This window comes from Pseudomonas antarctica (assembly GCF_900624995.1).
In the GTDB taxonomy this organism is placed as follows: Bacteria; Pseudomonadota; Gammaproteobacteria; order Pseudomonadales; family Pseudomonadaceae; genus Aquipseudomonas; species Aquipseudomonas antarctica.
Window position 1 is genome coordinate 154,357 of the sequence record NZ_UYXQ01000004.1, and the last position, 16,187, is coordinate 170,543.

Annotated in this window: 12 protein-coding genes; 8 read left to right on the plus strand and 4 right to left on the minus strand. The window is 62.0% G+C overall.

Going from position 1 to position 16,187, the window contains the following annotated elements; all coding sequences use genetic code 11:
* Window positions 1–19: 19 nt before the first annotated feature.
* Entirely contained in the window at window positions 20–622 is a 603-nt protein-coding gene (locus E0F99_RS04690; RefSeq protein ID WP_083356905.1) for a CoA pyrophosphatase, read from the minus strand.
* A gap of 145 nt (window positions 623–767) precedes the next feature.
* Here E0F99_RS04690 and E0F99_RS04695 point away from each other — a divergent pair, with 145 nt between their 5' ends.
* From E0F99_RS04695 to nagE, 7 genes are all read left to right on the plus strand, one after another.
* A complete protein-coding gene (locus E0F99_RS04695; protein ID WP_083356904.1) occupies window positions 768–1,316 on the plus strand; it encodes an NUDIX hydrolase in 549 nt (182 codons plus the stop codon).
* Window positions 1,317–1,356: 40 nt separating this feature from the next.
* Window positions 1,357–1,860 (plus strand): L,D-transpeptidase family protein, encoded by a 504-nt coding sequence (locus tag E0F99_RS04700; RefSeq protein ID WP_083356903.1) that lies wholly within the window; start codon window positions 1,357–1,359, stop codon window positions 1,858–1,860.
* Between the two features lie 263 nt (window positions 1,861–2,123).
* Window positions 2,124–2,882: a GntR family transcriptional regulator gene (locus E0F99_RS04705; RefSeq protein WP_083356902.1), complete on the plus strand. Its 759-nt coding sequence runs from the start codon at window positions 2,124–2,126 to the stop codon at window positions 2,880–2,882.
* Between the two features lie 10 nt (window positions 2,883–2,892).
* A complete protein-coding gene (nagA, locus tag E0F99_RS04710; RefSeq protein WP_083356901.1) occupies window positions 2,893–3,999 on the plus strand; it encodes an N-acetylglucosamine-6-phosphate deacetylase in 1,107 nt (368 codons plus the stop codon).
* Complete coding sequence (locus E0F99_RS04715) at window positions 3,992–5,002, plus strand: SIS domain-containing protein (protein WP_083356900.1); 1,011 nt, start codon at window positions 3,992–3,994, stop codon at window positions 5,000–5,002. Before nagA ends, E0F99_RS04715 begins: the two co-directional genes overlap by 8 nt.
* A 29-nt stretch (window positions 5,003–5,031) precedes the next feature.
* Complete coding sequence (ptsP, locus tag E0F99_RS04720) at window positions 5,032–7,542, plus strand: phosphoenolpyruvate--protein phosphotransferase (protein WP_083356899.1); 2,511 nt, start codon at window positions 5,032–5,034, stop codon at window positions 7,540–7,542.
* 27 nt (window positions 7,543–7,569) lie between these two features.
* The gene (gene nagE / locus E0F99_RS04725) at window positions 7,570–9,276 is read left to right on the plus strand and encodes an N-acetylglucosamine-specific PTS transporter subunit IIBC (protein WP_083356898.1); all 1,707 of its coding nucleotides are present in this window, start codon (window positions 7,570–7,572) and stop codon (window positions 9,274–9,276) included.
* A gap of 198 nt (window positions 9,277–9,474) precedes the next feature.
* On the opposite strand, the gene E0F99_RS04730 is transcribed toward nagE, so the two are convergent.
* The 3 genes from E0F99_RS04730 to purL all read right to left on the minus strand — a co-directional run bounded on the left by E0F99_RS04730 (window position 9,475) and on the right by purL (window position 14,352).
* Window positions 9,475–9,942 carry a Rid family hydrolase gene (locus tag E0F99_RS04730; RefSeq protein ID WP_130908715.1) on the minus strand — a complete coding sequence of 156 codons (468 nt, stop codon included), beginning with the start codon at window positions 9,940–9,942 and terminating at the stop codon, window positions 9,475–9,477.
* Window positions 9,943–10,139: 197 nt separating this feature from the next.
* Window positions 10,140–10,451 (minus strand): YqfO family protein, encoded by a 312-nt coding sequence (locus E0F99_RS04735; RefSeq protein WP_078734552.1) that lies wholly within the window; start codon window positions 10,449–10,451, stop codon window positions 10,140–10,142.
* 4 nt (window positions 10,452–10,455) lie between these two features.
* Window positions 10,456–14,352 carry a phosphoribosylformylglycinamidine synthase gene (gene purL / locus E0F99_RS04740; protein ID WP_083356897.1) on the minus strand — a complete coding sequence of 1,299 codons (3,897 nt, stop codon included), beginning with the start codon at window positions 14,350–14,352 and terminating at the stop codon, window positions 10,456–10,458.
* 286 nt (window positions 14,353–14,638) lie between these two features.
* Here purL and mltF point away from each other — a divergent pair, with 286 nt between their 5' ends.
* Window positions 14,639–16,099 (plus strand): membrane-bound lytic murein transglycosylase MltF, encoded by a 1,461-nt coding sequence (gene mltF / locus E0F99_RS04745; protein ID WP_083356896.1) that lies wholly within the window; start codon window positions 14,639–14,641, stop codon window positions 16,097–16,099.
* The last annotated feature ends 88 nt before the right edge of the window (window positions 16,100–16,187 follow it).

Here is a 16,187-nt window from a genome sequence, read left to right on the forward strand (position 1 = left end):
TGGCCATTCAAGCGATGGCTTACGTATTGATGAAACTCGTGGGTGGCTGGTGCAGGCTGATTTGGGCGTCGTCATAGAGCAGGTTGATCAGTTCGACAATCATGATTGCCGTCAGCCCCCAGATTTTGTATTCGCCAAACCGATAGCTGGGCACATACCAACTGCGGCCCTGGTAATCGATGCGGTGGGTATGTTCGCGTGGGTCCTGGCGAAAAAACTCCAGGGGCACGCTGAACACGGCAGCAATCTCGGCATCGTTGGCCAGGTATTCGACGTAATCGGGGATAACACCGACATAGGGCGTTACACGAATGCCGTGCAAGGAGATCAGCGGGCTCAACGGACCGATGACTTCCACCAGGCCGGGCGGCAGGCCGATTTCTTCTTCGGCCTCACGCAGCGCGGTAAAGATCAGGTCCGGGTCTTCAGGGTCGCGCCGCCCGCCGGGAAACGCCACTTCGCCGCCGTGGGTCGACAGGCCGCTGGCGCGCAGGGTCAAAATCAGCTCAGGTTCGTCGCTGCGGGTAATCGGCACCAACACCGCGGCCTCGGGGAAACGCCCGTCAGTTTCAAGCCGATGAGGGGTGTGATTGCTTACCCGGCGAAGTAGCTCGTCCAGCATGAGTCATCTCGGTCTGTTGGCTACCTCGCATCATGCACCAAAGCTGGCAGGCACCCAACCCCAAACCCTGCGCATGTCGCGAAACGACAACTTGCAGGGCCCTGCCCGCCGAGCCAAGATAGGCCCACTCTCCAGGAACCCCAGCATGAACTTCTGCAGCCAGTGCGGTAAACCGGTTACCCAGCGCATTCCCGACGGCGACGCACGCCTGCGCTATGTGTGTGATCACTGCTCGACCATTCACTACCAGAACCCCAATATCGTCGCTGGCACCGTGCCGGTGTGGGGCGATAAAGTGCTGCTGTGCCGCCGCGCCATCGAGCCGCGCCTGGGTTACTGGACCTTGCCCGCAGGCTTTATGGAAAACGGCGAGACCGTGGAGCAGGCCGCCCTGCGTGAAACCCTGGAAGAAGCCTGCGCCCACGTGCGCAACCTGAGCCTCTACACCCTGATCGACGTGCCGCACATCAGCCAGGTGCACATCTTCTACCGCGCCGAACTGGTCGATCTGGACTTCGCCGCCGGCCCCGAAAGCCTTGAAGTGAAGCTGTTCGATGAAGCCGACATCCCTTGGTCAGAGCTGGCTTTCCGCACAGTCGGGCGTACCTTAGAATGCTTCTTCGCCGACCGTAAGCAACAACTGTTCCCGGTACGCAGCGAGTCGGTGCCGCCGATGACGCGGCCGGCCACATAACAATTTCAGGCAGCACCTTCTTACAAGGGAAACCGTTTTAATGCGTTGGTTGCTCGCTCTTATCTGCCTGTCGTTCGCTACCCTCTCTTCGGCCTCCACGGTGGAAACCCTGGGCGGCAAACCTGTCGAGAAAGTCCTGGTGCTCAAGTCGGCCCACCAGTTGCAGTTGATCAACGACGGTAAGCCGCTTAAGACCTATCGCATCTCGCTCGGCAAAAACCCCAAGGGCACCAAACTGATCGAAGGCGACCGCCGCACGCCGGAAGGCTTATATTGGATCGACTGGCGCAAGACCAGCGACCGTTTCAACCTGGCCATGCATATCTCCTACCCCAACATCAGCGACTCCGCGCGCGCGCGCCGTGAAGGCGTGAAACCGGGCAGCATGATCATGATCCACGGCACCCCCGACACCGAGGACTACCCGGAACAGTGGTTCCATACCCTGGACTGGACCGACGGCTGTATCGGCATGCGCAACGTGGACATGCGCGAAGTCTGGAACCTGGTCAAAGACGGCACCCTGATCGAGATTCGGCCGTAAATACCTACCGTTGGTAAAATAATCAAAAAATAATTCCTGCCTCTGGCAGCGCCTGCCGGTGAATACCAGTTCACCGCGCCGGTCTGCGTAGTTCTGCGCGCGATACAGACCTCTCTAATACCACTTGATACCAGGCACCAATAAAGCGCCCTGAAACCGGGTTCCGCACCGTTTTGGCAGGATTGACATGGTATTTAAGTGGTATTAATTTTCGACCATTACCGGGCGACAACACTCCAATAACCGCATCGGAAACCTCACAGATGAACCCCATCCAGACGCTGCGCCCCGACGACAAACAATCCACACCGCTGTACCTGCAACTGGCCCGTAACCTTGAAGCGGCAATCCATGCCGGCCAGTGGAAATCCGAGCAGGCTTTGCCCTCGGAACGTGCCCTCAGCGAGCAACTGAGCATCTCGCGGGTGACCGCGCGTAAAGCGCTGGAAGTGTTGTTTGCCCAAGGGTTGATTCGCCGCAGCCAAGGCTCCGGCACCTTTATCACGCCGCGCCTGGAACAACCGCTGTCACGCCTGTCGGGCTTCAGTGAAATGCTGCGGCTCAAGGGGTTTGTACCCACGTCCCAATGGCTGGAGCGCGACATCACCCCGCCGACCCACGAAGAGCTGATCCGCCTGTGCCTGTCGCCTACCGACAAAGTGGCGCGCCTCAAACGTCTGCGTAAGGCCGATGACACGGTGATGGCAATTGAAATGACCGCCATGCCCGCCTCGGTGCTGCCGCACCCGCAAGCCATCGGCAATTCGCTGTACGAATACCTGGAAAGCATCGGCAAGCCCGTCGTGCGCGCCTTGCAGCATATCCAGGCGATCAACGCCTCGGATGAGTTCGCCAAGCTGGTGGGCATTACCCCCGGCACCGCCATGCTGCTGATGACGCGGGTCGGCTACACCGCCGACAACACGCCGATTGAAATCACCGACACCTACTGCCGCAACGACTACTACGACTTCGTCGCAGAACTGCGCCGCCACGACTATTCCGCTGAACTGCGAACTTAGAGAACTGCCCATGTCCGAAGACAATATCCTCACGCCCAGCGGCTGGATGCGCGGCCGCCTGGTGCACGAACACGGCAAGGTGGTCGGCATCGACGGCACGCCGTGCGACCCGGCTGACAACGACCTGCCCTACTTGCTGCCCGGTTTCATCGACCTGCACGTACACGGCGGTGGCGGCAAAGACATCATGGAAGGCGTGGCTGCCTTCGAGACCATCACCCGCACCCACGTGCGGTTTGGCACGACGTCACTGCTGGCTACCACGATGACGGCACCGGTGGATGAAATCTCCCGTGTGCTCGGCGAACTCGGCACCTTCTGCGAACAGCGCCCGACCGGCAGCGCTCGCGTACTCGGCGTGCACTTGGAAGGCCCCTACATCAACCCCGGCAAACTCGGCGCCCAACCCAACTTCGCCCACACCGCGTTGATGGCCGAAGTGGAAGCCTACCTGCGTCTGGCGCCGATCCAGGTGATCACCATCGCCCCGGAAATCGCCGGCCACGACGTACTGATTCGCACACTCAGCCAACGCGGCGTGCGCATGCAGATCGGCCACACCTTGGGCAGCTATGAAGAAGGCGTCGCCGCCCTGGCAGCCGGCGCCACCAGCTTCACGCATTTGTACAACGCCATGAGCCCGCTGCATCACCGCGAACCGGGCATCGTCGGCGCCGCGTTGGCCCACGCCCAGTACGCAGAGTTGATCCCCGACCTGCTGCACGTACACCCCGGCGCCATGCGCGTGGCCCTGCGTTCGATCCCGTGCCTGTACTGCGTCACCGATTCCACCGCCGCCGCCGGCATGCCCGACGGCGAATACAAGCTGGGCAGCCACACCGTGACCAAATGCCTGGGCGGCGTACGCCTGGCTGACGGCACCTTGGCCGGCAGCACCCTGACCATGGATCAGGCGCTGCGCAACCTGGTGAAAATCGGCCTGCCTATCAGCGAAGCCTCACAACGCCTGTCGCAATTTCCTGCGGACTACCTGGGCCTGGAAGAACGCGGGCGCCTGCAACCCGGCAGCTTTGCCGACTGCGTGCGCCTGGACCGCTCCCTGCACCTCACCGACGTAATGGTCGAAGGAGAAACCATTGACTTCAAAAATGCTTGAAGAGGCCCTGGCCTCTGGTGATGCCGTCGCGGCGCAACTGCAACGCCTGGACCCGATGCTCGAAGAGGTCGCCGGGCGCCTGCGCCGTCAGCCACCGCAAGTGGCCATGACCATCGCCCGTGGCAGCTCGGACCATGCCGCCAGCTACTTCGCCTACTTGGCCATGCAGCACGTGGGTATCCCGGTGGCGTCGTTGCCCATGTCGGTGGTGACCTTGTTGCAGGCACCGCTGAAGGTCAGTGGGCAGGTGGCGTTTGGTTTCTCGCAGTCGGGGCAAAGCCCGGACCTGGTCAACAGCCTGCGCCTGTTGCGCAAACGCGGTGCCCTGAGCATTTCGCTGGTCAACGCCGAAGAGTCACCGCTGGAAGCCGCCTGCGAATTCCACCTGCCGCTGTGCGCCGGGCCGGAACACAGCGTGGCCGCGACCAAAAGCTTTATCGCCACCCTCACCGCCAGCGCGCAGTTGATCGGCCACTGGAACCAGGAAGCCGACTTGCTGCAAGCCTGCCGCGCCCTGCCCGACGAGTTGCGTGCCGCCGCCAAGCAGGATTGGAGCAAAGCCATCGACGCCCTGCGTGACAGCCAGCGCTTGATGGTGATCGGCCGGGGCGCCGGTTTTGCCATCGCCCAGGAAGCCGCGCTCAAGCTCAAGGAAACTTCGGCGATCCAGGCCGAAGCCTTCAGCAGCGCCGAGGTGCGCCACGGGCCGATGGCCTTGATCGACGAGAACTACCCGTTGCTGATATTCGCCCCACGCGGTGCCGAACAGCCTGGCCTGTTGAGCCTGGCCGCCGACATGCGCCAACGCGGTGCTCGCGTGCTGCTGGCTGCGCCGGACGATATCGCCGAACGCGACCTGACCTTGAGCCGTGCCGAACACCCGAGCCTGGACCCGATCCTGGCGATCCAGAGTTTCTACGTGATGGCCGCCGGCCTGGCGCAAGCCCGGGGCATGGACCCGGACCAGCCGCGTCACCTGAGCAAAGTTACCCGCACTCACTGAGTCGCGTTTTCCTGATGAGTACCGTGCCCATGTCTTACAACAATAATGAATTGACCCTAAGCGCCCCACTCAGTGGCCCGGTGCTGACCCTGGGCAACGTTCCCGACGAAGTGTTCGCCAGCGGCGCCATGGGTGACGGCATCGCCATCGACCCGCTGAACGATTGCCTGCATGCCCCGTGTGACGGCGTGATCATTCACGTTGCCCGCACCGGGCACGCGCTGACCATTCGTGCCGAGAACGGTGCCGAGGTGTTGATGCATGTCGGCATCGACACGGTGGAACTAAAGGGTGAAGGCTTTGCGCTGCAGGTCAAAGAAGGCGCGCGGGTGAGCCAGGGCCAGGCGCTGGTGCAGTTTGATCTGGACCGAATTGCGCGCCGGTGCAAAAGCCTGGTCAGCCTGATCATTCTGACCAATGGCGAACACTTTGAGCTGCGGCCGGTGGCAGGTAAAACCGTCAAGGTCGGTGAGCCGTTGCTGCACATCGTGGCGCGCTCGGCGGCAACGTCGCCAGCGGCTGTGGATAACTCAGTCACCGAAGTCCGCGCCAGCGTGCGCATTACTCACCGCGGCGGTTTACATGCGCGCCCCGCCGCGCTGATCCGCAAAACCGCCCAAGGGTTCAGCAGCCAGGCGCAGTTGCACTTCGCTGGCAAATCCGCGCCGTGCGACAGCTTGATTGGCTTAATGGGGCTGGGGATCGGCGAAGGCGACGAGGTGCGTGTCACCTGTCGCGGCAAGGATTGCGAAGCGGCGTTGCAGGCGTTGGTGGCCGCGCTGTCCGTGGCCGTCAGTGAGGAACAGCACGCGCCGGTAGCCGTTGCTCCGCGCCGTGCCCATACCGAAGTCGGCGTACTGCAAGGCGTATGTGCCGCACCGGGCCTGGTGTGTGGGCCGTTGTTCCGCCTTACCGGCATTGAACTGCCGGCAGACACCGGCAACCACTCGGCCGCCGAACAACTGCAACGGCTGGACACCGCCCTTGAGCACGTGCGCGGCGAGATCCGCAACACCTTGGACCACGCCCGCCAACGCAAGAATATCGAAGAAGAAGAGATCTTCGCCGCCCACCTCGCCCTGCTGGAAGACCCGGCCCTGCTGGAAGCGGCCACCGCCGCCATCGAACACGGCAGCGCCGCCACCCACGCCTGGCGTGATGCGATCCAGGCGCAATGCGCGGTGTTGCTGGCGTTGGGCAAACCGCTGTTCGCCGAGCGCTCCAATGACCTGCGCGACTTGCAACAGCGGGTGCTGCGCGCACTGCTGGGCGAGGCCTGGCACTTCGAGTTGCCTGCCGGGGCGATTGTCAGCGCCCATGAGCTGACGCCGTCCGACCTGCTGCAACTGAGTGCGCAACACGCCGCTGGCATCTGCATGGCCGAAGGCGGCGCCACCTCTCATGTGGCCATTTTGGCCCGCGGCAAAGGCTTGCCTTGTGTGGTGGCGTTGGGCGCAGACGTGCTCGATGTACCGCAAGGCCAGCGCGTGGTACTCGACGCGGTCAATGGGCGCCTGGAACTTGCGCCCAGCGACGCGCGCCACGCCGAAGTGCACCAGATTCGTGATGCACAGAAACTGCGCCGCCAGCAACAGCAAGCCCAAGCGCAGGAACCGGCGCGCACCACCGATGGCATCAGCATCGAAGTGGCCGCCAATGTCGCCTCCAGCGCCGAGGCCCAAGTGGCGTTTGAAAACGGCGCCGATGGCGTCGGCCTGTTGCGCACCGAATTCCTCTTCGTCGACCGCCGCACCGCGCCGGATGAACAGGAACAGCGCCAGGCCTATCAAGCCGTGCTGGATGCTATGGGCGACAAGGCAGTGATCATCCGCACCATCGACGTGGGCGGCGACAAGCAGCTCGACTACCTGCCGCTGCCCGTGGAGGCCAACCCGGTGTTGGGCTTGCGCGGTATTCGCATGGCCCAGGTGCGCCCCGAATTGCTCGACCAGCAGCTGCGCGCGCTGCTGCAAGTCAGCCCGCTGGAACGTTGCCGCATCTTGCTGCCGATGGTCAGCGAAGTGGATGAACTGCTGCAGATCCGCCAGCGCCTGGATGAGTTGTGTGCCGATCTGGGGCTGACCCAGCGCCCGGAGCTGGGCGTGATGATCGAAGTACCCGCCGCCGCGCTGATGGCCGAGCAGCTTGCGCTGTATGCAGACTTCCTCTCCATCGGCACCAATGACCTCTCCCAGTACACCCTGGCCATGGACCGCGACCACGCAGGCCTCGCCGCACGGGTCGATGCCTTACACCCGGCGCTGCTGCGGCTGATCGCACAGACCTGCGCCGGTGCGGCTAAACATGGGCGTTGGGTGGGTGTTTGCGGCGCCCTCGCGTCCGACCCGTTGGCCACGCCAGTGCTGATCGGCCTGGGCGTCAGCGAGCTGTCGGTAAGCGCGCCGCAAATTGGAGAAATCAAGGACCGCGTCCGCCACCTGGACGCGGCTCAATGCCGGCAACTGAGCCAAGGCCTGCTCGACCTGAGCAGCGCCAAGGCGGTTCGCCAAGCCTGTCAACACCACTGGCCGCTGAGCTGACAACAACAAGAAAAAGGGAGACATGCCATGTACCAACACTTTATCGAAGGCTTACAACGCCTGGGCCGCGCGCTGATGCTGCCGATCGCGATCTTGCCGATCGCCGGGCTCTTGCTGCGCCTGGGCGACACCGACTTGCTCAACATCGCGGTGATGCACGACGCCGGGCAAGCGATCTTCGCCAACCTGGCGTTGATCTTCGCCATCGGTATCGCCGTGGGCTTTGCCCGCGACAATAACGGCACGGCAGGGTTGGCCGGGGCGATTGGTTACCTGGTGATGGTCTCCACGCTCAAGGTAATGGACACCAGCATCAACATGGGCATGCTCGCGGGTATCGCCAGCGGCTTGATGGCCGGTGGGCTGTATAACCGTTTCAAGGACATCAAGCTGCCGGAGTACCTCGCCTTCTTTGGCGGGCGACGGTTTGTGCCGATTGTCACCGGCTTTTCGGCGGTGGCCCTGGGCGTGATCTTCGGCCTGATCTGGCCGCCGATCCAGCACGGCATCAACAGCTTCGGCGTGCTGCTGATGGAAAGCGGCAGCTTCGGCGCCTTCGTGTTCGGCGTGTTCAACCGCCTGCTGATCGTCACTGGCCTGCACCATATCCTCAACAACATGGCGTGGTTCGTGTTCGGCACCTTCACTGACCCGGTGACCGGCGCCGTGGTGACTGGCGACCTGACCCGCTACTTCGCCGGCGACCCCAAAGGTGGCCAGTTCATGACCGGCATGTTCCCGGTGATGCTGTTCGGCTTGCCGGCCGCGTGCCTGGCGATGTACCGCAACGCGCTGCCGGAACGCCGCAAAGTCATGGGCGGGATTTTCCTGTCGATGGCGCTGACCTCGTTTTTGACCGGCGTGACGGAGCCGATTGAGTTCGCGTTCATGTTCCTTGCGCCGTTTTTGTACCTGATTCACGCGGTGCTTACCGGCCTGTCGATGGCCGTGACCAACCTGCTCAACATCCACCTCGGTTTTACCTTCTCCGGTGGGTTTATCGACATGGTGCTGGGCTGGGGCAAGTCCACCAACGGTTGGCTGGTGTTCCCCGTCGGCCTGGCTTACGCGCTGATCTACTACAGCGTGTTCAACTACTGCATCCGCCGCTTCAACCTGAAGACGCCTGGGCGTGAAGACATCCAGGTGGTGCAGGCCGAGGCGATGAGTGATAACCAGCTGGCCAGTGCGTATATCCGTGCGCTGGGCGGTGCGGCTAACTTGCTGAGTGTCGGCGCCTGTACCACGCGCCTGCGGTTGGACATGGTAGATCGCAACAAGGCGGTAGATGCGGAGCTCAAAGCCCTCGGCGCCATGGCCGTGGTACGGCCGGGTAATGGCGGGAGCTTGCAGGTGGTGGTCGGGCCGATGGCCGACAGCATTGCCGATGAGATCCGCCTGGCCATGCCATCGTTTGTTGCCGCTGCACCTGTGACGGTCGCGCCTGTGGATAAGCCGGTTGCGGTGAATGTGCACGAGGCCGAGAAATGGCTGAGCGCTTTGGGTGGTCGAGGGAATGTACGGCAGCTGGACGCCGTGGCGATGACCCGGCTGCGGGTGGAGTTGGGGGATGATTCGGTGTTGTCAGAAGCTGAACTCACGGCGCTGGGCTGCCAGGGTGTGAGCCAGCTGGACAGCGGTGTTTGGCACCTGTTGATTGGTGACAAGGCATCGGGGTTGGGTGAGGCGCTGGAGCGGTTGGTCAGTGGCCGTGAGGTCGGCGTCAGGGCGTAAATCATCACGGCCTGAAGTGGCCTCATCGCAGGCAAGCCAGCTCCCACATTTTGATCGGTGCCCGACTTGGCAATGCGGTCAAATGTGGGAGCGGGCTTGCTCGCGAAGAGGCCATTACAGCCAACAAAAAACCCGCTGACCGAACCGGCCCAGCGGGTTTCTTTTATTTACAACCGGCGGATCAACAACCCAGCCGCATCACTTCGCTGCAATGCACTCGATTTCCATCCGAGCATTCCAGGCCAGCTCGGTACCACCGAACGCGCTACGCGCCGGGTAGGGCTTTTTGAAATACTCTTTGTACACTTCGTTAAAGGCTGGCCATTCCTTGATGTCGGCCAGGAAAACCGTGCACTTGACCACGTCCGTGAGCGCGTAGCCGTTGGCCTTGAGCGTGGTTTTGATGTTTTCCAGGGCTTGGCGCGATTCCGGCACGATACCGCCTGACACCACTTTATCGGAACCGTGTGCGTCGCCGATTTCCCCGGCAGTGTAGAACACGTTGCCTACACGTACGCCATCGGAGAACGGCAGGTCGAAGCGCCCTGAGTCATAGAACTGGACGTTACCCTTGGCCTTAACCTCGGGTTTGCCGGCCCACGCGCCACCGGCTCCAATCACCATTGCCGCCAGAGCACTGCCTGCGATCAACTGGTTTTTCTTCATGTAGGAACACCTTCTCAACGAGGTCTAAGCCCGAGACATCCACGCGGCCACTGATGCGGATGGGCTGTCTCGAAGCACCTGCACGGCACACTACCGTCGCTGGCGACTAAGCCTCTGTAGGGGTTTTCTGTTTTCCAGGCACAAAAAACCCGCTGTCCGTGAGGGCCCAGCGGGTTTCTCGTTTCACAGCCGTCGGATTAAAAATCCGCCAACTGCCACACCTCATACGCCGGTGTCTCGTAGGGATGGCTGAGTTTCAACGCAGCTACAACCGCCACGATCAACTCATCCGCCACCACCAGCTCAACTTTCCATTCTTCAACCACTTCAACCTGGCCCACTTGCCCGATAAACGGCTGACTGCCGTCCAATGCGCGAAATTGGCCCTGGCCCAGCACTTGCCAGGCACAGTTGTCGTAGTCGCCGATGCGCCCACCACCGGCTGCGAAGACGGCGGTTTTTACCGTCTCCACATGGCTGTCGGGCACAAAGAAGGCGAGCTTGTACACGGCCTTAGTTCACCCACACGCGCGCGTTGCGGAACATGCGCATCCAGGCGCCGTCTTCGTTCCATTCTTCCGGGCGCCACGAGTTTTGCACGGCGCGGAATACACGCTCCGGGTGCGGCATCATGATGGTGACGCGACCGTCGCGGCTGGTAAGGCCGGTGATCCCGCGCGGCGAGCCGTTCGGGTTGGCCGGGTAGCTTTCGGTGACCTTGCCGTGGTTATCGACGAAACGCAGTGCCACGGTGCCGGACAAGTCGGCTTCGAGCAGTGCTTCTTCGCTGGCGAACTCGGCGTGGCCTTCACCGTGGGCGATGGCGATCGGCATGCGCGAACCAGCCATGCCTTGCAGGAAGATCGAGTTGGACTCCTGCACCTGCACCATGGCAACACGGGCTTCAAACTGCTCGGAACGGTTACGCACAAAGTGCGGCCAGAACTCGCTGCCCGGGATCAGTTCGCTGAGGTTGGACATCATCTGGCAACCGTTGCACACACCCAGGGTGAAGCTGTCGTTGCGCTCGAAGAAGCCTTGGAACGCGTCGCGGGCACGGCTGTTGAACAGCGCCGACTTGGCCCAGCCTTCACCGGCACCCAGCACGTCGCCATAGGAGAAACCGCCGCAGGCGACGAGGCCTTTGAACTCGTTGAGGTCAACGCGACCGGCGAGGATGTCGCTCATGTGCACGTCGATCGCATTAAAGCCGGCGCGGTCGAACGCGGCCGCCATTTCCACTTGGCCGTTGACGCCCTGCTCGCGCAGTACCGCCACTTGTGGGCGGATGCCTTTTTTGATGTAAGGCGCGGCGATGTCCTGGTTGACGTCGAAGCTGAGCTTGGTGCTCAGGCCCGGGTTGTCTTCTTCCAGGATCACGTCGAATTCCTGCTCGGCGCAGTCGGCGTTATCACGCAGCCGTTGGATCTGGTAGCTGGTCTCAGACCACTGGCGTTGCAGCAGACGGCGCTGGCCGGCAAACACCGTATCGCCATTAAAGGAGATATTGATTTCACCGTTATTGATCGGCTGGCCGATCACCGCCACGCAGTCGTCCAGGCCTGCGGCGCTGAACTGTGCGAGTACGTCTGGGGTAGCGTCCTGGCGAACCTGGATCACGGCGCCCAATTCTTCGTTGAACAGGATGCCATTAATCTCAGAGGCATCCTCGGCAACGCTGTCGAGCACGATGTTCAGGCCGCAGTGACCGGCGAAGGCCATTTCCACGACGCTGGTCAGCAAGCCGCCATCGGAACGGTCGTGGTAGGCCAGCAGATGGCCGTCAGCATTCAGGCCCTGGATCACGGCGAAGAAGGCTTTCAGGTCTTCGGCGTCATCCACGTCCGGCGCGTGCTTACCGAGCTTGCCGTGGGTTTGCGCGAGGATCGAGGCGCCCATGCGGTTCTGGCCACGGCCCAAGTCGATCAGGATCAGATCGGTGGTGCCCTTGTCCATGCGCAGTTGCGGGGTCAGGGTCTGGCGAATGTCGGTGACCGGAGCAAAACCGGTGACAATCAGCGACAGCGGCGAGGTAACGCTCTTGTCGGTGCCGTCTTCGTTCCAACGGGTGGCCATGGACATCGAGTCCTTGCCCACCGGAATGGTGATACCCAGTTCCGGGCACAGCTCCATGCCGACCGCTTTAACCGTGTCGTACAGGCGTGCATCTTCACCTGGGTGGCCAGCGGCGGACATCCAGTTGGCCGACAGTTTGATGTCGGACAGCTTGCCGATACGGGAGGCGGCGATGTTGGTGAGGGTTTCACCAATGGCCATGCGGCCCGACGCCGGAGCGTCCAGCAGGGCCAGCGGCGTGCGCTCGCCCATCGCCATGGCTTCACCGGTGTACACGTCGAAGCTGGTGGCGGTGACGGCAACGTCGGCCACCGGCACTTGCCATGGGCCAACCATTTGGTCGCGGGCAACCAGGCCGGTGATGGTGCGGTCGCCGATGGTGATCAGGAAACTTTTGCTCGCCACGGCCGGGTGGTGCAGCACGCGTTCGATGCTGTCGGCCAGTTCCAGCGTGCTTGGGTCGAAGTCATCGCCCAGCTCGGCTTCACGTACCGCCGAACGGTGCATGCGTGGGGCTTTGCCCAGCAGCACTTCGAGTGGCATGTCTACCGGGCTGTTGCCGAAGTGGCTATCTGTGACAGTAAGCTGCGGTTCGGCAGTGGCTTCGCCGACTACGGCGAATGGGCAACGCTCGCGTTCGCAGATGGCCTGGAAGCGCGCGAAGTCTTCAGGGCCAACGGCCAGCACGTAGCGTTCCTGGGATTCGTTACTCCAGATCTCGTGCGGGGCCATGCCCGGCTCGTCGTTTGGAATATTGCGCAGTTCGAAACGGCCACCACGGTCGCCATCGTTGACCAGTTCCGGGAAGGCGTTGGACAAACCGCCGGCGCCGACGTCATGGATGAAGCTGATCGGGTTCTTGTCACCCAACTGCCAGCAACGGTCGATAACTTCCTGGCAGCGGCGTTCCATCTCTGGGTTTTCGCGCTGTACGGACGCGAAGTCCAGGTCCGCCGAGCTGGTGCCGGTGGCCATGGAGGAAGCTGCGCCGCCGCCCAGGCCGATCAACATCGCCGGGCCACCCAGCACGATCAGCTTGGAGCCGACCAGGATTTCGGCTTTCTGTACGTGTTCTTCACGGATATTGCCCATGCCGCCGGCCAACATGATCGGCTTATGGTAGCCGCGCACTTCATCGCCACGCGGGGTGGTGATGGACTGCTCAAACGTACGGAAATAGCCGGTCAGCGCCGGGCGGCCGAACTCATTGTTGAACGCAGCGCCGCCAAGCGGGCCTTCGATCATGATGTCCAGCGCGGTAACGATGCGCTCAGGCTTGCCGTACGGCACTTCCCACGGTTGTTCGAAGCCTGGGATCTGCAGGTTGGATACGGTGAAGCCGGTCAGGCCTGCCTTTGGCTTGGCGCCACGGCCGGTCGCGCCTTCGTCGCGGATCTCACCGCCGGAACCGGTGGCGGCGCCTGGGAACGGGGCAATCGCGGTCGGGTGGTTGTGGGTTTCAACCTTCATCAGGATGTGCACCGGTTCCTGCACCGCGCCGTACTGGCGGGTTTCAGGGTCCGGGAAGAAACGCCCGGCGACGGAGCCGACGATCACCGAGGCGTTGTCTTTATAAGCCGACAGAACGCCTTCGCTGTGCATCACGTAGGTGTTCTTGATCATGCCGAACAGGCTTTTTTCCTGGCTTTCGCCGTCGATGTCCCAACTGGCGTTGAAGATCTTGTGACGGCAATGCTCGGAGTTGGCCTGCGCAAACATCATCAGCTCGATGTCGTGCGGGTTGCGCTTCAAGCCGTTGAAGGCGTTGACCAGGTAGTCGATCTCGTCTTCGGCCAGGGCCAGGCCCAGTTCGGTGTTGGCCTTCTCGAGGGCGGCGCGGCCACCGCCCAGCACGTCAATGGCGGTCAGCGGTTTTGGCTCGGCGTGGCTGAACAGGCCGGCAGCCTGTTCCAACTGGCTGACGATGATCTGGGTCATGCGGTCGTGCAGGCTGCTGGCGATCAGCTCGGCCTCGGCGTCGCTGAACTGGCCGGCAACATAGAAAGCGATACCGCGCTCCAGGCGCTGGATTTTTTCCAGGCCACAGTTGCGGGCGATATCACTGGCCTTGCTCGACCAGGGCGAGATGGTGCCGAACCGTGGCAGAACCAGGAACAAGCGGCCGTTAGGCTCTTGAACGGGAACGCTTGGGCCGTACTTCAGAAGGCGTGCCAGCACTTGCTGTTCGTCGGCGGTCAACACGCCGGTAACGTCGGCGAAGTGAGCAAATTCAGCATACAAGCCTGTAACCGCTGGAACCTTTTGGCTCAGTTGCTCAAGGAGTTTGCTGTGGCGAAAGGCAGAAAGGGCAGGAGCGCCGCGCAGGATCAACATCTTCGGGACAGCCTCGGGAAGGGGTGTGCTTTGAGGCCGTGCATTCTAGCGTAAACCGTCGCCAACGGCACCCGAAACGGCACGGCTGGCCGCTGCCGAACGTCAGTTGGCAGGGTTTGCACGGTATCGGGGCGTTTTCCAAGGGTTGGCGCGCAGTTATTTTAACCGTCATAAACCCTCGCCAACCCGCGTTTCTGCGGGCTGCAGCCCAGTTTTTTGGGTACTAGCAGACAAGTCCCCTGCTGTCGAGATATGGCGCCGTGGGTCGTTTGCGTATACTGCGCAGATGTTCTCCCCTACTGCTTTGCGCCCGCGATGCGCCAAATGGCTCATCGCAACCGGACTCTTCCTGATGCTCAGTGCCTGTGTTGATAAGCCCAGCACGCTCGAGCGAATCAAGGAGGATGGCGTATTGCGGGTGATTACACGGAACAGCCCGGCGACGTATTTCCAGGACCGCAACGGTGAAACCGGTTTCGAATATGAACTGGTCAAGCGCTTTGCCGATGACCTGGGCGTGAAGCTGGAGATCGAGACCGCCGACAACCTCGATGACCTGTTCGGCCAATTGGGCAAACCCAATGGCCCGGTTCTGGCTGCCGCCGGCCTGGTCGCCAGCGAGCAGCGCGAACAGCAGGTGCGTTTCTCCCATCCTTACCTGGAAGTGACACCGCAGATCATCTACCGCAATGGCCAGTCCCGACCGACGACCCCGGCGGATTTGGTCGGCAAGAAGATCATGGTGCTCAAGGGCAGCACCCACGCCGAACAATTGGCGGCGCTTAAAAAGCAAAACCCTGCGATTGAATATGAAGAGTCCGACGCCGTTGAGGTGGTCGACCTGCTGCGCATGGTCGACGAGGGCCAAATCGACCTGACCCTGGTGGACTCCAACGAAGTCGCGATGAACCAGGTGTACTTCCCCAACGTGCGCGTGGCCTTCGACCTCGGCAATGCCAGCCATCAGAGCTGGGCCGTGGCGGCCGGCGACGACAACAGCCTGCTCAACGAGATCAACAGCTACCTGGACAAGGTCGAGAAGAACGGCACCCTGCAGCGCCTTAAAGACCGCTATTACGGGCACGTGGATGTACTCGGTTATGTCGGCGCCTACACCTTTGCCCAGCACTTGCAGCAACGCTTGCCCAAATACGAGAAGGACTTTCGGGCCTATGCCAAGAAAGAAAAAGTCGATTGGCGCCTATTAGCAGCCATCGGCTATCAGGAATCGCTGTGGCAACCGACCGTCACCTCCAAGACCGGCGTGCGCGGCCTGATGATGCTGACCCAAAACACCGCCCAGGCCATGGGCGTGTCCAACCGCCTGGACGCCAAGCAAAGCATCATGGGCGGCGCCAAATACCTGGCCAAGATCAAGGATGAGCTGGACGACAGCATCGCCGAGCCGGATCGCACCTGGTTCGCCCTCGCCGCCTACAACGTCGGCACTGGCCATCTGGAAGACGCGCGCACGTTGGCGAAGAAGGATGGCCTGAACCCGAACAAGTGGCTGGACGTGAAGAAGATGTTGCCGCGCCTGTCGCAGAAGCAGTGGTACAGCAAGACCCGTTACGGCTATGCGCGCGGCGGCGAGCCGGTGCACTTTGTGGCGAACATTCGGCGTTACTACGACATCCTCACCTGGGTGACGCAGCCGCAGTTGGAAGGCAACCAAGTGGTCGAAGGCAACTTGCATGTGCCGGGCGTGGATAAGACCAAGCCACCGGAAGATAACCCGAAGCTGTAGCGCTCTCCCAAACATCACAAAACTAATGTGGGAGCGGGCTTGCTCGCGAAAGCGGTGGGTCAGTCGATACATCTGGTGGCTGACACTC

Excerpts from the sequence above, each read along its gene's own strand:
- E0F99_RS04690 (WP_083356905.1), bottom strand. The coding sequence starts at position 622 with ATGCTGGACGAGCTACTTCGCCGGGTAAGCAATCACACCCCTCATCGG.
- E0F99_RS04700 (WP_083356903.1), top strand. The coding sequence starts at position 1,357 with ATGCGTTGGTTGCTCGCTCTTATCTGCCTGTCGTTCGCTACCCTCTCT.
- E0F99_RS04705 (WP_083356902.1), top strand. The coding sequence starts at position 2,124 with ATGAACCCCATCCAGACGCTGCGCCCCGACGACAAACAATCCACACCG.
- E0F99_RS04695 (WP_083356904.1), top strand. The coding sequence starts at position 768 with ATGAACTTCTGCAGCCAGTGCGGTAAACCGGTTACCCAGCGCATTCCC.
- E0F99_RS04715 (WP_083356900.1), top strand. The coding sequence starts at position 3,992 with ATGCTTGAAGAGGCCCTGGCCTCTGGTGATGCCGTCGCGGCGCAACTG.
- mltF (WP_083356896.1), top strand. The coding sequence starts at position 14,639 with ATGTTCTCCCCTACTGCTTTGCGCCCGCGATGCGCCAAATGGCTCATC.
- nagA (WP_083356901.1), top strand. The coding sequence starts at position 2,893 with ATGTCCGAAGACAATATCCTCACGCCCAGCGGCTGGATGCGCGGCCGC.
- ptsP (WP_083356899.1), top strand. The coding sequence starts at position 5,032 with ATGTCTTACAACAATAATGAATTGACCCTAAGCGCCCCACTCAGTGGC.
- purL (WP_083356897.1), bottom strand. The coding sequence starts at position 14,352 with ATGTTGATCCTGCGCGGCGCTCCTGCCCTTTCTGCCTTTCGCCACAGC.
- nagE (WP_083356898.1), top strand. The coding sequence starts at position 7,570 with ATGTACCAACACTTTATCGAAGGCTTACAACGCCTGGGCCGCGCGCTG.
- E0F99_RS04730 (WP_130908715.1), bottom strand. The coding sequence starts at position 9,942 with ATGAAGAAAAACCAGTTGATCGCAGGCAGTGCTCTGGCGGCAATGGTG.